Origin of the sequence: Streptomyces sp. NBC_00377 (genome assembly GCF_036075115.1) — a bacterium.
GTDB lineage: Bacteria > Actinomycetota > Actinomycetes > Streptomycetales > Streptomycetaceae > Streptomyces.
Genome location: NZ_CP107958.1, coordinates 7,482,657 through 7,497,429, shown reverse-complemented (window position 1 = coordinate 7,497,429; position 14,773 = coordinate 7,482,657). Strand labels below are relative to the sequence as shown.

Annotated in this window: 14 protein-coding genes; 2 read left to right on the top strand and 12 right to left on the bottom strand. The window is 70.2% G+C overall.

All coding sequences use genetic code 11. From position 1 onward, the window contains the following. Positions 1–93: 93 nt before the first annotated feature. Positions 94–909 carry a peptidylprolyl isomerase gene (locus tag OHS71_RS33335; RefSeq protein ID WP_328483033.1) on the top strand — a complete coding sequence of 272 codons (816 nt, stop codon included), beginning with the start codon at positions 94–96 and terminating at the stop codon, positions 907–909. A 157-nt stretch (positions 910–1,066) separates the two neighbouring features. Continuing rightward, entirely contained in the window at positions 1,067–2,296 is a 1,230-nt protein-coding gene (locus OHS71_RS33330) for a DUF349 domain-containing protein (RefSeq protein ID WP_328483032.1), read from the top strand. Positions 2,297–2,364: 68 nt separating this feature from the next. Here OHS71_RS33330 and OHS71_RS33325 read toward each other — a convergent pair whose 3' ends face one another. The 12 genes from OHS71_RS33325 to OHS71_RS33270 form a co-directional block, all read right to left on the bottom strand. Then, positions 2,365–4,887 carry a RelA/SpoT family protein gene (locus OHS71_RS33325; protein WP_328483031.1) on the bottom strand — a complete coding sequence of 841 codons (2,523 nt, stop codon included), beginning with the start codon at positions 4,885–4,887 and terminating at the stop codon, positions 2,365–2,367. A 180-nt stretch (positions 4,888–5,067) separates the two neighbouring features. After that, positions 5,068–5,616, bottom strand: coding sequence for an adenine phosphoribosyltransferase (locus tag OHS71_RS33320; RefSeq protein WP_328483030.1), 549 nt, complete (start codon positions 5,614–5,616; stop codon positions 5,068–5,070). Further along, positions 5,613–6,728, bottom strand: coding sequence for a protein translocase subunit SecF (gene secF, locus OHS71_RS33315; protein ID WP_328483029.1), 1,116 nt, complete (start codon positions 6,726–6,728; stop codon positions 5,613–5,615). The genes OHS71_RS33320 and secF overlap by 4 nt, the downstream gene beginning before the upstream one ends. 3 nt (positions 6,729–6,731) lie before the next feature. Next, on the bottom strand, positions 6,732–8,519 hold the full coding sequence (gene secD, locus OHS71_RS33310) for a protein translocase subunit SecD (protein ID WP_328483028.1): 1,788 nt from the start codon (positions 8,517–8,519) through the stop codon (positions 6,732–6,734). A gap of 134 nt (positions 8,520–8,653) precedes the next feature. After that, complete coding sequence (gene yajC / locus OHS71_RS33305) at positions 8,654–9,154, bottom strand: preprotein translocase subunit YajC (protein WP_328483027.1); 501 nt, start codon at positions 9,152–9,154, stop codon at positions 8,654–8,656. 178 nt (positions 9,155–9,332) lie between these two features. Continuing rightward, complete coding sequence (ruvB, locus tag OHS71_RS33300; protein ID WP_328483026.1) at positions 9,333–10,391, bottom strand: Holliday junction branch migration DNA helicase RuvB; 1,059 nt, start codon at positions 10,389–10,391, stop codon at positions 9,333–9,335. Positions 10,392–10,400: 9 nt separating this feature from the next. After that, entirely contained in the window at positions 10,401–11,006 is a 606-nt protein-coding gene (ruvA, locus tag OHS71_RS33295; protein WP_328483025.1) for a Holliday junction branch migration protein RuvA, read from the bottom strand. After that, on the bottom strand, positions 11,003–11,551 hold the full coding sequence (gene ruvC, locus OHS71_RS33290; RefSeq protein ID WP_328483024.1) for a crossover junction endodeoxyribonuclease RuvC: 549 nt from the start codon (positions 11,549–11,551) through the stop codon (positions 11,003–11,005). The genes ruvA and ruvC overlap by 4 nt, the downstream gene beginning before the upstream one ends. 150 nt (positions 11,552–11,701) lie before the next feature. Then, positions 11,702–12,454, bottom strand: a complete 753-nt coding sequence (locus tag OHS71_RS33285) for a YebC/PmpR family DNA-binding transcriptional regulator (RefSeq protein ID WP_328483023.1) — start codon at positions 12,452–12,454, stop codon at positions 11,702–11,704. A gap of 75 nt (positions 12,455–12,529) precedes the next feature. Next, positions 12,530–13,141, bottom strand: coding sequence for a pyridoxal 5'-phosphate synthase glutaminase subunit PdxT (pdxT, locus tag OHS71_RS33280; protein ID WP_328483022.1), 612 nt, complete (start codon positions 13,139–13,141; stop codon positions 12,530–12,532). A gap of 7 nt (positions 13,142–13,148) precedes the next feature. Then, positions 13,149–14,060, bottom strand: coding sequence for a pyridoxal 5'-phosphate synthase lyase subunit PdxS (pdxS, locus tag OHS71_RS33275; RefSeq protein ID WP_328483021.1), 912 nt, complete (start codon positions 14,058–14,060; stop codon positions 13,149–13,151). 148 nt (positions 14,061–14,208) lie between these two features. Continuing rightward, on the bottom strand, positions 14,209–14,760 hold the full coding sequence (locus tag OHS71_RS33270; protein WP_328483020.1) for a hypothetical protein: 552 nt from the start codon (positions 14,758–14,760) through the stop codon (positions 14,209–14,211). Between the last annotated feature and the right edge of the window lie 13 nt (positions 14,761–14,773).

Here is a 14,773-nt window from a genome sequence, read left to right as displayed (position 1 = left end):
GAACCCATATACGGTACGGGGCACACGCAGGCGGTCGGCTCACAAGACGCACGCGTCCCAGTCGACGTACGAGACGCACGAGGAGAGAACCCGGTGGTCACCCAGGAACAGCGGAAGCGTCAGCTCGCCCGGGAGAAGTTCTTGCGCCAGCAGCAGCGGCGCACCTCCGCGCGGCGCAAGGCGCGCGTGCGCAACTCGGTGATCGCGTCGGTGCTCGGCGTGATCATCATCGGAAGTGTGGCGCTGTACACGACGGGCGTCCTGAAGAACGACGACAAGGCCAACGCGAGCTCGGAGACGACGCCGTCCCCGACGCCCAGCGCCGCCAAGGACCCGTGCGAGAAGCCGGCCACGGGCTCGGTCAAGACGCAGACCTGGAAGAAGGAGCCGGCGGTCACGATCGACACGTCGGCGAAGTACACGATGACGCTCGCGACGACCTGCGGCGACATCGGCATAGCGCTGAAGGCGAAGGCCGCGCCCCACACGGTGAACTCGTTCGACTTCCTCGCCGGCAAGGGCTACTTCGACCACACCAAGTGCCACCGCCTCACCACCAACGGCATCTACGTGCTCCAGTGCGGCGACCCGACGGGCAGCGGCAGTGGCGGCCCCGGCTACACGATCCCGGACGAGAACCTGAAGGACGCGAGCCTCAAGAAGAACACCTACCCGGCGGGCACGATCGCGATGGCCAACACCGGTCAGGCGCACACCGGCGGAAGCCAGTTCTTCCTCGTCTACCAGGACAGCCAGCTGCCGCCCAGCTACACGCCCTTCGGAACGGTGTCGGCCGACGGCATGAAGGTCCTGAAGAAGATCGCCGCCGCGGGTGAGAACACGGGAGCCGGTGACGGCGCCCCGAACGCGACGGTCGTGATCAACAAGGCGACGGTCTCGAAGTCCTGACGGCGTTCCGGCGACCAAAGGCCGGTCAACTGCGCAATTTCGGTCGCGCTGGATGCGGACAGCCGGCCCGCCGGTCGCCTATGTTGGCCGTGACGAAACTGTGGACGATGCCCAGGGGCGCTGAAGCCCCTCGGAGGCATCATGTGGAGGAGGCGCTGTGAGCAGCGACCCGTGGGGCCGCGTCGACGAGACGGGGACCGTGTACGTGCGTACGGCCGACGGCGAGCAGGTGGTCGGTTCCTGGCAGGCAGGCTCCCCCGAGGAGGCGCTGGCCTATTTCGAGCGCAAGTACGAGGGCCTGGTTGTCGAGATCGGCCTCCTCGAGAAGCGGGTGAAGACCACCGATCTGTCGACCAAGGACGCCCAGGTCGCCATCGACCACATCCGCGAACAGGTCGACGCGCATCACGCGGTCGGTGATCTCCAGGCCCTGCGGAACCGGCTGGACAAGCTGGTGGCGACCGTCGAGTCGCGGCGCGAGGAGCGCAAGCAGCAGCGGGCCAAGCAGTCCGACGAGGCCCGCAAGGCCAAGGAGGACCTGGTCACCGAGGCGGAGCAGCTGGCTCAGTCCGACCAGTGGCGGGCCGCCGGTGAACGGCTGCGCTCGCTGGTGGACACCTGGAAGGGTCTGCCGCGCCTCGACCGCAAGTCGGACGACGAGCTGTGGCACCGGTTCTCGCACGCGCGCTCGGCGTTCTCCAAGCGCCGCAAGGCGCACTTCGCGCAGCTGGACGCCCAGCGCGAGGAGGCCCGCCGTACCAAGGAGCGGCTGGTCTCCGAGGCCGAGGCGCTGTCCGCCTCGTCGGACTGGGGTCCGACGGCGGCCCGCTACCGCGAGCTGATGGCGGAGTGGAAGGCCGCGGGCCGCGCCCAGCGCGAGCACGAGGACGACCTGTGGAACCGCTTCCGCGGCGCCCAGGACGTCTTCTTCGCCGCCCGCAGCTCGGTGTTCGCCGAGCGGGACGCGGAGCAGACGGAGAACCTGAAGCTCAAGGAGGAGCTGGCCGAGGAGGCCGAGAAGCTCCTGCCGATCGGCGACCTGAAGGCGGCGCGTGCCGCGTTCCGCTCGATCAACGAGCGCTGGGAGGCCATCGGCCACGTTCCGCGGGACGCCCGGCCGAAGGTCGAGGGCCGGATGCACGCCGTGGAGCGGGCGATGCAGGAGTCCGAGGAGACCGAGTGGCGCCGGACGAACCCCGAGGCACGCGCGCGTGCCGCGGGTCTGACCGGCCAGCTCCAGGCCGCCGTGGACAAGCTGCGGTCGCAGATCGACCAGGCCCGCGCCCAGGGCAACTCCGCGAAGGCCGACAAGCTGGAGCGGGAGCTGGAGGGCCGTCAGGCGCTGCTCGACCAGGCCCTGAAGGGCCTTCAGGAGTTCGGCGGCTGATCCCGGCCGACCCCGTTGCACACCAGAGGCCCCCGTACATCGCGTACGGGGGCCTCTGCGGTGCTCGGCTACGGCCTGCGCGTCGATGTCACCCGGTACACGTCGTAGACGCCCTCCACCCCGCGTACGGCCTTCAGTACGTGCCCCAGGTGCTTGGGGTCGCCCATCTCGAAGGTGAAGCGCGAGGTGGCGACCCGGTCGCGGGAGGTCTGGACGGCCGCGGACAGGATGTTGACGTGCTGGTCGGACAGCACCCGTGTGACGTCGGAGAGAAGGCGGGAGCGGTCCAGTGCCTCGACCTGGATGGCGACCAGGAAGACCGAGGACTGGGTGGGCGCCCACTCGACCTCGAGGATGCGCTCCGGCTCCCTGGACAGCGACTCCACGTTGACGCAGTCGCTGCGGTGAACCGATACGCCGCTGCCCCGCGTCACGAACCCTATGATCGGGTCGCCGGGTACGGGCGTACAGCACCGGGCCAGCTTGACCCACACGTCGTCGACGCCCTTGACCACGACACCGGGGTCCTGGTTGCTGCGGCGCTTGCGGCCCCGGGTGCGGGACGGCGGAACCGCTTCGTCCATCTCCTCGGTGGCCGCCTCCTCGCCGCCGAGCGCCTGCACCAGCTTCTGCACGACGTTCTGCGCGGCCACATGGCCCTCGCCGATCGCCGCGTACAGCGAGGAGATGTCCGGGTAGCGCATCTCGTGGGCGAGCGTGACGAGCGAGTCGCCGGTGAGGATGCGCTGGATCGGCAGGTTCTGCTTGCGCATCGCACGCGCGATGGCGTCCTTGCCCTGCTCGATGGCCTCGTCGCGGCGCTCCTTGGAGAACCAGGCCCGGATCTTGTTGCGGGCGCGCGGCGACTTGACGAAGTTCAGCCAGTCGCGGGAGGGCCCGGCGCCGGCCGCCTTGGAGGTGAAGACCTCCACCAGATCGCCGTTGTCCAGGGTCGATTCCAGCGGGACGAGGCGTCCGTTGACCCGGGCTCCTATGGTGCGGTGGCCCACCTCGGTGTGCACCGCGTACGAGAAGTCCACGGGGGTGGCACCGGCCGGCAGCGCTATCACGTCGCCCTTGGGTGTGAAGACGAAGACCTCGTTGCGCGACAGGTCGAAGCGCAGCGACTCCAGGAACTCGCCCGGGTCCTCGGTCTCCTTCTGCCAGTCGAGGAGCTGCCGCAGCCACGCCATGTCGTTGAGGTGGTCGTCCTTGCCGGTGGTCCGCGGCTGGTCCGAGCGCACCTTGGAGGCGCCGGCCACGGCCTCCTGCTTGTACTTCCAGTGCGCGGCGATGCCGTACTCGGCACGGCGGTGCATGTCGAAGGTGCGGATCTGGAGTTCGACGGGCTTGCCGTTGGGGCCGATGACCGTCGTGTGCAACGACTGGTACATGTTGAACTTCGGCATCGCGATGTAGTCCTTGAACCGGCCGGGGACCGGGTTCCATCGCGCGTGCACGGTGCCCAGGGCCGCGTAGCAGTCCCGGACGGTGTCCACCAGGACGCGGATGCCCACCAGGTCGTAGATCTCCGCGAAGTCGCGGCCGCGGACGATCATCTTCTGGTAGACGCTGTAGTAGTGCTTCGGGCGGCCGGTGACGGTCGCCTTGATGCGGGCGGCGCGCAGGTCGGCCTGGACCTCGTCGGTCACTATGGCCAGGTACTCGTCACGCTTCGGTGCCCGCTCGGCCACCAGCCGTACGATCTCGTCGTACATCTTGGGGTAGAGGATCGCGAAGGCGAGGTCCTCCAGCTCCCACTTGATGGTGTTCATGCCGAGCCGGTGGGCGAGGGGCGCGTAGATCTCGAGGGTCTCGCGCGCCTTCTTCTCCTGCTTCTCGCGCTTGAGGTAGCGCATGGTGCGCATGTTGTGCAGACGGTCGGCGAGCTTGATGACCAGGACCCGCGGGTCCTTGGCCATGGCGACGACCATCTTGCGCACGGTCTCGGCCTGCGCGGCCTCGCCGAACTTGACCTTGTCCAGCTTGGTGACGCCGTCGACCAGCAGGGCGACCTGGTCGCCGAAGTCACGGCGCAGGTCCTCCAGGCCGTACTCGGTGTCCTCGACGGTGTCGTGCAGCAGGCCCGCCATGAGCGTCGCCGGGTCCATGCCCAGCTCGGCGAGGATCGTGGTCACCGCAAGCGGGTGCGTGATGTACGGGTCGCCGCTCTTGCGCTTCTGACCGCGGTGCCAGCGCTCGGCGACCTGGTAGGACTTCTCGATCTGACGCAGCGTCGCCGTCTCGATCTTGGGGTCGTTGCTGCGCACTATCCGCAGCAGCGGTTCCAGGACCGGGTTGTACGGGTTCTGGCGCTGGACGCCGAGCCGGGCGAGGCGGGCACGGACGCGGTTGGAGGAGCCGGAGCGGGCCGACGGCGCGGCGGCCGGGCGGTCGGCGGGCGCGGCCGAGCCGTTCTCGGGCTGGGCCGGCTTGGGCCGGGGCTGCTCGGCCGGCTTGTCGACGGGCGCGGAGCGGTCGTGCTCGACCGCCGCGCGGCCGTCGTCCTTCGCCTGCGACGCGGGCGTGGCCGCGGAGCCCGAGGCGGACTCGGGCTTGGCGGCGGTCAGGTGCTGGGCCTCGTCTGGCAAGAGGACTCCTCGTGCGCGATCCGGGTCCCCGGTCAGGCTCCGGAGCACCCATCGTAGCGATCCTGGGCTCGGGGATCGCCTTCAGGCCGATGTGAGGGCCGTCCCCCGGGAAACACCAGGGGCGGGCGCCGGATTCCTCCGGGCCCGCCCCTGTGGCGTACGGCGGCTTGCGGACCGTGCTCAGATCCGGAGCAGCGCCTCCAGGGGCGCTCCGCCGAGGGCCGCCTCCAGACGGGGGCGACCGGCCAGGAAGCCCAGTTCCATCAGGACGGCGACGCCCGCGACCTGGGCTCCGGCCCGGTGGATGAGCCGGATCGACGCCTCGGCGGTGCCGCCGGTGGCGAGGACGTCGTCGACGATCAGCACCCGGTCGTCGGCGTTCAGGTCCTCGGCGTGGATCTCGATCTCGGCCGAGCCGTACTCGAGGTCGTAGGTCTGGCCGAGGGTGGCTCCGGGAAGCTTGCCTGCCTTGCGCACGGGGATGAAGCCCAGGCCGGCGCGGACGGCTACCGGGGCGCCCAGGATGAAGCCCCGGGCCTCCAGACCGACGACCTTGGTGGCGCCCGTGCGCTCCGCGACCTCGGCGAACGCGTCAGTGAGCGCGGTGAACGCCACCGGGTCCGCGAGGAGCGGGGTGATGTCCTTGAACATCACCCCCGGCTCCGGGTGGTCGGCCACGTCACGGATGCGGCTCAGGAGCAGCGCCGTGATGTCGGTCAGCTCGGTCATCGGCGCTTCCCCGACGGACGGCCGCGGCCGCGGCCCCGGGACGACGGCTGGTCGCGCGGCGGCCCGACGACGGCTGCTTCGGCGCCCTCGGACTCGTCGTCGTAGCCGGCCGGGCCGCGGTTGTGAGCCGGCGCCTCCTCGGCCGAAGCCTGGGCCCGCTTGGCCAGGACGCGCTTGCGCAGCGCCTTGATCTGCGGCTCGCGCTCCTTGAGGTCGGCGACGAGCGGCGTGGCGATGAAGATCGACGAGTAGGCGCCGGCCGCGAGGCCGACGAACAGCGACAGCGAGATGTCGTTGAGCGTGCCCGCGCCGAGGAAGCCGCCGCCGATGAACAGCAGGCCCGCCACCGGCAGCAGCGCGACGACCGTGGTGTTGATGGAGCGGACCAGGGTGCCGTTGATCGACCGGTTGGCGATCTCGCTGTAGGTGAAGCGGGTCTGCTTGGTGAGGTCCTTCGTCTGCTCCTTGAGGGAGTCGAAGACGACGACCGTGTCGTACAGCGAGTAACCGAGGATCGTCAGCAGACCGATCACCGTGCCCGGCGTGACCTCGAAGCCCACCAGGGCGTAGATGCCGACCGTGATGGTGATGTCGTGGATCAGGGCGACGAGGGCGGCGATGGCCATCCGCCACTCGAAGGCGATCGCCAGATAGATCACGACCAGGACCATGAAGATCGCCAGGCCCTGCCAGGCCTTACTGGCGATCTGGTCACCCCAGCTGGGGCCGACCAGTTCACCGGTGATCGTCTCCGGGTCGACCTTGAAGTCGTCGGCCAGGTCCTTCTTGATCTCGTTGGACTGCTTGATGTCCATGCCGGCGATCTGGATGCGCAGCGTGCCGTTGCCCAGCTTCTGCACGACCGCGTCATGGCCGGACGCCGACTTCGCGTACTCCTCGGCCTGGGAGACGGAGACGCTCGTCTTCTCGGTGGTGAAGACGGCGCCGCCCTGGAAGTCGATGCCCATGTTCAGGCCGCGCACCGCCAGGCCCAGGATGGCCGTGATGGTGATCAGGATCGAGATGCCGTACCAGAGCTTGCGGTGACCGATGAAGTCGTAGCTGATCTCGCCACGGTGCAGCCGGGCGCCGAGGTTACCGAGTTTCGACATCGCTCAGGCCTCCTTCGTCTCGACGGGGCCGGCGGCGGGGCCACCGGGACGGCGGGTGCGGCGCAGCGGCGGCTGCGCACCCAGGCTCTTCGGGTCGAGGCCGGACCACTTGTGGCCGCTCGCGAAGAACTTCCGCCGAGCGATGAGCGTCATCAGCGGCTTGGTGAAGAAGAAGACCACCACCACGTCCAGGACGGTGGTCAGGCCCAGCGTGAACGCGAAGCCCTGGACCTTGCCGACCGTGACGATGAAGAGCACCGCGGCGGCCAGGAACGACACGAAGTCCGAGACGAGGATGGTGCGCCGGGCGCGCGGCCAGGCCCGCTCGACGGCGGGGCGCAGGGTGCGGCCCTCGCGGATCTCGTCGCGGACGCGTTCGAAGTAGACGATGAACGAGTCGGCCGTGATGCCGATGGCGACGATCGCGCCACAGACTGCGGGCAGGTTCAGCGCGAAGCCGATGGCCGGGCCGAGCAGCGCCATGAGCACGTAGGTGAGGGCCGCGGACACCAGGAGCGACGCGAGCGCGATCATCGCCAGGCCACGGTAGTAGGCCACCAGGTAGATCACGACCAGCAGGAGGCCGATGGCTCCGGCCAGCAGACCGGCGTGCAGCTGGTCGCCGCCGAGGGCCGCCGTCACCGTGGTCACGCTCTGTTCCTCGAAGGAGAGGGGGAGCGCACCGTAGGACAGCATGTTGGCGAGGCCCTGGGCCTCCGTCTGCGTGAAGCTGCCGGAGATCTGGGCCTGGCCGCCGGTGATCGAGTTCTGCACGAACGGGCTGGAGACGACGTTGCCGTCGAGCACGATGCCGAACTCGTTCTGGGGCTGCTGGTTCTGCGCGAGCTTGCCGGTGATGTCGGCGAACTTCTTGCCGCCCTGCTTGGTGAAGGTCATGGTGACCTGCCAGCCCGCGGCGCCCTGCGTGTCGAAGACGGCCTGGGCCTTGTCGACGTCGGTGCCGTCGACGGCGGCCGGGCCGAGCAGGTACTTGTACCAGACCTTGTCGATCTCACCGCAGGCCACGGTCGCGTCCCCCGGCTTGACACCGTCGCCTGCCGTGTTGCGGACCGACTCCTTGGAGCAGTCGAGGGCCGCGTACTTGGCCTGGAGGGCGGCGTCGCCCTGGGAGACGGCGGCACCGCCGCTCGCGGAGGCCGACGGGCTGGCGGAGGAGCCCGCCTTGGCGCTCGCGGAGGCCGACGGGGTGGAGTCGGCCTTCAGCGCGTCGCTGACCGCGCGGCCCTGCGAGGTCGCGGAGGCAGACGGGGAGGACGAGGAGGTCGCCTTCTCACCGGTGCCGGAGGCGCTGGTCGTGGGGCTCGGAGAGGCGCTGGAGGAGCCGCTCGCGCTCGGGGACGCGCTCGGCGAGGCGGCGCCGGCGGGGCCGGTGGCCTCCTGGGCCAGGACCGGACGGAAGTACAGCTTGGCGGTGGTGCCGACCTGCTGCCGGGCCTTCTCGGAGTTGGTGCCCTTGGGGATGTTGACGATGATGTTGTCGTCGCCCTGGGTCTGCACCTCCGCCTCGGAGACGCCCAGCCCGTTGACACGGCGGTTCATGATCTCGACCGCGGTGTTCATGTTGGCCTTGTTGATCGCGGTTCCCTGGTCCGACTTCGCCTTCAGCGTGATGCTGGTACCGCCGGCAAGGTCGATGCCGAGACGCGGAGTGGTGTGACCGGAGGCGAACATGCCTGCGGTGAGCCCCACGATGGCGATCAGGATCAGGGCCAGCGAGCGCCCTGGCTTGCTCTGGGCACTCGCGCTCCGGCCCTTCTTAGGTGCTGCCACCTTCTCGTACTCCCTCTCGGGCCGCCTCACGCCGGGTCAGCGCGGCAGCGGCCATGACATGGTGTCGGGATCCCCTGGCGAGATGAGCGCGCCCCGGCGCGGACGGGTGGGACCCGTGGACGCCGGGGACGGTGCTACTTCTGCGCGTCGGAGTCGCCGTCGGTCTTCTTCGGCTCTGCGTCGGCCTCGGCGGCCTTCTCCGGCGCCTCGTCGTGCGCGTCCTTCTTGCCGAGGTCGACGGCCTTGTCGTCGGAGGCGGCAGCTTCGTCGACGGAGTCGTCGCTCTCGGCGGACCCGGTGAGGGAGGAGGCGTCGTCGGGGACGACGTCGGAGTCGGACTTCAGGTCGTGCTCGATGCCGTGCACGATGCGGTTGTACTCGTCGTCGGTCAGGACGGCACCGATGGAGTTCTTCGCGAAAAGCAGGTCGACGCCCGGACCGGCGTCGAGGAGGACCGTGTCCTCGTTGACCTCCTTCACCGTCGCGTACATGCCCCCGATGGTGCGGACACCACTGCCGGGCTGCATGTCGCTGCGCATGGCGGCGGCCTGCTGCTGCTTCTTCTTGGCCGACCGGGTCATCAGGAACATGGCCCCGATGAGCACGATGAACGGGAGGAGGGTCACAGGACTCACGGGACGGACTTCCTTCAGACGACCGCGATGGTTGAGCGGCCTGATGGATGATGGGGGTTGTGTGCTGCCGACAACGGCGGCATCGGCGGAGTCTAAGCGAGTCCGCGCGCAGGGAACAACGCCCAGCATGGCACCTGGGTTCCTGACCCGGCCAATGCCTGAGCCGCGGCTTCGCGCGTCACGCCCCGAACAGGTCCTGTTGTCCACTTCCCCGGGCCGGGGTGAGGCCGAGGTGCGCCCACGCGGCCGGGGTCGCCACCCGCCCCCGCGGGGTGCGCGCGAGCAGCCCCTCCCTCACCAGGAAGGGTTCGGCGACCTCCTCGACGGTCTCGCGCTCCTCCCCGACCGCCACGGCGAGGGTGGAGAGGCCGACCGGGCCGCCGCCGAACAGCTTCAGCAGGGCCTCCAGGACTCCTCGGTCGAGGCGGTCGAGACCGCGCCCGTCGACCTCGTAGACCTTCAGCGCGGCCTCCGCGATCCGGCGGGTGATCCGCCCGTCGGCCTTGACCTGCGCGTAGTCGCGTACCCGGCGCAGCAACCGGTTGGCGATCCGGGGGGTGCCCCGGGAGCGGCCGGCGATCTCGGCGGCGCCGTCGGTGTCGATCTCCACGTCGAGGAGATCGGCCGAGCGGTGGATGACGCGCTGGAGTTCGGCCGGCTCGTAGAACTCCATGTGCGCCGTGAAGCCGAAGCGGTCGCGCAGCGGGGGCGGCAGCAGACCCGCCCGTGTGGTGGCCCCGACCAGGGTGAACGGGGGCAGCTCGAGCGGGATGGCGGTGGCGCCGGGGCCCTTGCCGACGATGACGTCGACGCGGAAGTCCTCCATCGCCATGTAGAGCATCTCCTCGGCGGGCCGCGACATGCGGTGGATCTCGTCGAGGAAGAGGACCTCGCCCTCCTGGAGGGAGGAGAGGATCGCCGCGAGGTCGCCCGCGTGCTGGATGGCCGGGCCGCTGGTGATGCGGATCGGGGCGCCCATCTCGGCGGCGATGATCATCGAGAGGGTGGTCTTGCCGAGACCCGGGGCGCCGGAGAGCAGCACGTGGTCGGCTGTGGCGCCCCGCGCGCGTGCGGCGCGCAGGACGAGGTCGAGCTGTTCGCGGACCTTCTCCTGGCCGATGAACTCGCCCAGGTCCTTGGGGCGCAGGGCGGCTTCGACGGCCTGGTCCTCGCGGTCGGCGACAGAGCCGACCAGCCGCTCGGGGGCGGTCTCTTCGGTCGTGTCGTCCCAGTTCACTGACGTCTCCTAGCGGGCGCGGTTCAAGGTCTGAAGGGCAGCCTTCAGAAGGTGGCCCACCTGGGGCGCGCCGTCGGCGGCCTCGGCCTGCGGGGTGACGGCGGCCACCGCCTCGTCGGCCTCGCGGGTCGCGTAGCCGAGGCCGATCAGGGCGGCGTGCAGCTGGTCGCGCCAGCCGCTGGTGACCGGTGCGCCGACCGCGGGCGCGCCGAGCGGCTCGCCCAGGCGGTCCTTCAGCTCCAGGAGCAGCTTCTGGGCGCCCCTCTTGCCGATGCCCGGCACCGCGACGAGGGCCTTCTCGTCACCCGTGGCGACCGCGCGGCGCAGGGCGTCCGGCGCGTGCACCGCCAGCATGGCCTGGGCGAGCCGGGGGCCCACCCCGCTCGCCGTCTGGAGCAGCTCGAAGATCTGACGCTCGTCGTCGTCCACGAAGCCGTACAGGGTCAGCGAGTCCTCCCGTACGACGAGGGAGGTGGCGAGCTTGGCCGGCCGGCCGAGCCGGAGCGTGGACAGCGTGTTCGGCGAGCACTGGACGGCCATGCCCACGCCGCCCACCTCGACCACGGCCGCGTCGGGAGCGAGTGCGGCGACCGTGCCGCTGACGAAGGCGATCATGCCGTACGGCCTTTCGATGTGGTCGGTGCGGTGGCCGCGTGCTGGGCGACGGCCCGCTGGAGTCGGTTCTGCGCGGGACCGCGCCAGATGTGACAGATGGCGAGCGCGAGGGCGTCGGCGGCGTCGGCCGGCTTGGGGGGCGCGTCGAGCCGCAGCAGCCGGGTGACCATCGCACCGACCTGGGCCTTGTCCGCGCGTCCGCTGCCGGTGACGGCGGCCTTGACCTCGCTCGGGGTGTGCAGGGCGACGGGGATGCCCCGGCGGGCGGCGCACAGCATGGCGACGGCGCTGGCCTGGGCGGTGCCCATGACCGTGCGGACGTTGTGCTGGCTGAACACCCGTTCCACGGCGACGTATTCGGGCCGGTACTCGTCGAGCCACCGCTCGATGCCCTGTTCGATGCCGACCAGGCGCCGGCCCAGGTCGGCGTCCGCGGGCGTGCGTACGACGCCCACGCCGAGCATGGTGAGCGGCCGGCCCGCGACCCCCTCGACGACACCGACACCGCATCGCGTCAGCCCGGGGTCCACCCCCAATACCCGCACGCGCCTTCCCCTCCTCGCGGCTGAACCGCCGCCGCGGTCCGTGGCCGGTGATCTCCGACAATCGCCAGGCTATCCGGTGCCACCGACAACGACGTCGGGCCGGTAGGACGTGTCCCACCGGCCCGACGATCCGCTCAGCGCGCGGCGGCGCTACGCGTCGACCTTCTCCATGACCTCGTCGCTGACGTCGAAGTTGGCGAAGACGTTCTGCACGTCGTCGCTGTCCTCGAGCGCGTCGATCAGCTTGAAGATCTTGCGGGCGCCCTCCTCGTCGAGCTCGACCTGCATGGTCGGGACGAAGTTGGCGTCGGCGGAGTCGTAGTCGATGCCGGCCTCCTGGAGCGCGGTGCGCACCGCGACCAGGTCGGTGGCCTCGGAGAGGACCTCGAAGGACTCACCGAGGTCGTTGACCTCCTCGGCGCCCGCGTCGAGGACCGCGCCGAGCACGTCGTCCTCGCCCAGCTCACCCTTGGGGACGATGACGACGCCCTTGCGGTTGAAGAGGTACGACACCGAGCCCGGGTCGGCCATGGAGCCGCCGTTGCGGGTCATGGCGACGCGGACGTCGGAGGCGGCGCGGTTGCGGTTGTCGGTGAGGCACTCGATGAGCACCGCGACGCCGTTCGGACCGTAGCCCTCGTACATGATCGTCTCGTAGTCGGCGCCGCCGGCCTCGAGGCCGGCGCCGCGCTTGACCGCGGAGTCGATGTTCTTGTTCGGGACCGAGCTCTTCTTGGCCTTCTGGATGGCGTCGAACAGCGTCGGGTTGCCGGACACGTCCGCGCCACCGGTACGCGCCGCGACCTCGATGTTCTTGATCATCTTCGCGAAGAGCTTGCCGCGCTTGGCGTCGATCACGGCCTTCTTGTGCTTCGTCGTAGCCCATTTAGAGTGGCCGGACATCTGCCTGTCTCCTTCGCGTAACCCAACCTGGACGAACTCCCCGGGCTCGCGGAGCCTGAGGGGGACCCCCAGATCCTACAAGGACGCCGCTCTGCGGTTCGCCCGCACCATGTCCACGAAGAGGCCGTGCACCCGGTGGTCCCCGGTCAGTTCCGGGTGGAACGACGTGGCGAGCGCGTTGCCCTGGCGGACGGCGACGATGTGGCCCTCGTGCTCGGCGAGCACCTCTGTCCCGGCGCCGACGGACTCGACCCAGGGGGCGCGGATGAAGACGCCCTCGACGGGGTCGCCCGCGATGCCGTTCACCTCGAGGGCGGCTTCGAAGGACTCGTTCTGACGTCCGAAGGCGTTGCGGCGCACGATCATGTCGATGCCGCCGACGGTCTCCTGGCCCGAGCGCGGGTCGAGGATCTTGTCGGCGAGCATGATCATGCCCGCGCAGGTCCCGTAGACGGGCATTGCGTCCCGCACGCGCGCGCGGAGGGGCTCCATCACGCCGAAGAGGACGGCCAGCTTGGAGATGGTGGTGGACTCACCGCCGGGGATGACGAGACCGTCGACCTCGGCGAGTTCCTCGGGGCGCCGCACCGGCCTGGCCACGGCGTCGGCCGCGGCCAGGGCGACGAGGTGCTCCCGCACGTCGCCCTGGAGTGCCAGGACGCCTATGACAGGGACTTCGTGACTCATGGGGTCGTTACCAGCCGCGGTTGGCGTAGCGCTCGGCCTCGGGGAGGGTGTCGCAGTTGATGCCGACCATGGCCTCGCCCAGGTTGCGGGAGGCGTCCGCGATGATCTTCGGGTCGTCGTAGAAGGTGGTGGCCTTCACGATGGCGGCGGCGCGCTTGGCCGGGTCGCCGGACTTGAAGATGCCGGAGCCGACGAAGACGCCCTCGGCGCCGAGCTGGCGCATCAGCGCGGCGTCGGCGGGGGTGGCCACACCACCGGCGGAGAACAGCACGACGGGGAGCTTGCCGAGCTCGGCGACCTCCTTGACGAGCTCGTAGGGGGCACGCAGGTCCTTGGCGGCGGCGTACAGCTCGTTGTTGTCGTAGCCGCGCAGACGGGCGATCTCGTTCTTGATCTGGCGCAGGTGACGGACGGCCTCGACGACGTTGCCGGTGCCGGCCTCGCCCTTGGAGCGGATCATCGCGGCGCCCTCGGCGATGCGGCGCAGGGCCTCGCCCAGGTTGGTGGCGCCACAGACGAACGGGGTCGTGAACGCGAACTTGTCGCTGTGGTTGACCTCGTCGGCCGGGGTGAGGACCTCGGACTCGTCGATGTAGTCGACGCCGAGCGACTGGAGGACCTGCGCCTCGACGAAGTGGCCGATACGGGACTTCGCCATGACCGGGATCGAGACGGCTTCGATGATGCCCTCGATCATGTCCGGGTCGGACATCCGGGCCACGCCGCCGTCCTTGCGGATGTCGGCCGGGACCCGCTCCAGCGCCATGACGGCGACGGCGCCCGCGTCCTCGGCGATCTTCGCCTGCTCCGGCGTGACGACGTCCATGATCACGCCGCCCTTGAGCTGCTCGGCCATGCCGCGCTTCACGCGCGCGGTGCCGGTCTCGGGGGTCTGGTTGTCGGAGATCGTGCTGGACACGGGTGACCTCACTCGTCGAAAAAGAGGATTTGTGCAGCACTGAGGAAACGCGAGTGGACCAGTCCACAGCAAGGGCCAATGGCAAGCCCGTGGATCCTTTTGGTTCGATCACGCGGACCGGCCCCTGGCGACCGCGTCGCCCCCGGGCTCAGACCGAGCGGTCCGCCAGGGCGGCCGGCGGTTCGTCGTCCATCTCGAACGCCATCGGGAACGGGGCGTGGCCGGCCAGCCGGAACCAGCGGACCTTGCGGTGCTGGCGCAGTCTGCGGACGGCGCCCACGGCGTCGTTGTGGAAGCGGCGGGCCATGGGGACCCGGCGGACGGCCTCGGTGAGCTCACGGGCCGCCGCGTCTCCCCCGGGCGCCTCGCGCACGAAGTCCAGTTGCCGGGCGTCCGCGAAGACGGCCCGCAGGGCCTGGCTGAGGTCGCTCTCGGCGACCTCCCGCTGCTCCTCCTCGGCCTGCCGCGCCGCGTGCGCGGCCTCGTACAGGACGATCGAGGCGGCCGGGTCGAGCACCTTGGAGGTGGCCAGCTCCTGGGCCACGGAAGCCCGGCGCAGCAGTTGCGCGTCCAGTGCGGCGCGGGCGGCGTCGATGCGGGCGTGCAGCCGGTCCAGCCGCCCCGCCGTCCAGCTCAGGTAGAGGCCGATCGCGACGAGGACGACCAGGGTCCAGATCAGGGTTGCGGTCACGGGCGGCAAGGCTACCCGTGAC

Excerpts from the sequence above, each read along its gene's own strand:
- OHS71_RS33320 (WP_328483030.1), bottom strand. The coding sequence starts at position 5,616 with ATGACCGAGCTGACCGACATCACGGCGCTGCTCCTGAGCCGCATCCGT.
- secF (WP_328483029.1), bottom strand. The coding sequence starts at position 6,728 with ATGTCGAAACTCGGTAACCTCGGCGCCCGGCTGCACCGTGGCGAGATC.
- ruvA (WP_328483025.1), bottom strand. The coding sequence starts at position 11,006 with ATGATCGCCTTCGTCAGCGGCACGGTCGCCGCACTCGCTCCCGACGCG.
- OHS71_RS33285 (WP_328483023.1), bottom strand. The coding sequence starts at position 12,454 with ATGTCCGGCCACTCTAAATGGGCTACGACGAAGCACAAGAAGGCCGTG.
- pdxT (WP_328483022.1), bottom strand. The coding sequence starts at position 13,141 with ATGAGTCACGAAGTCCCTGTCATAGGCGTCCTGGCACTCCAGGGCGAC.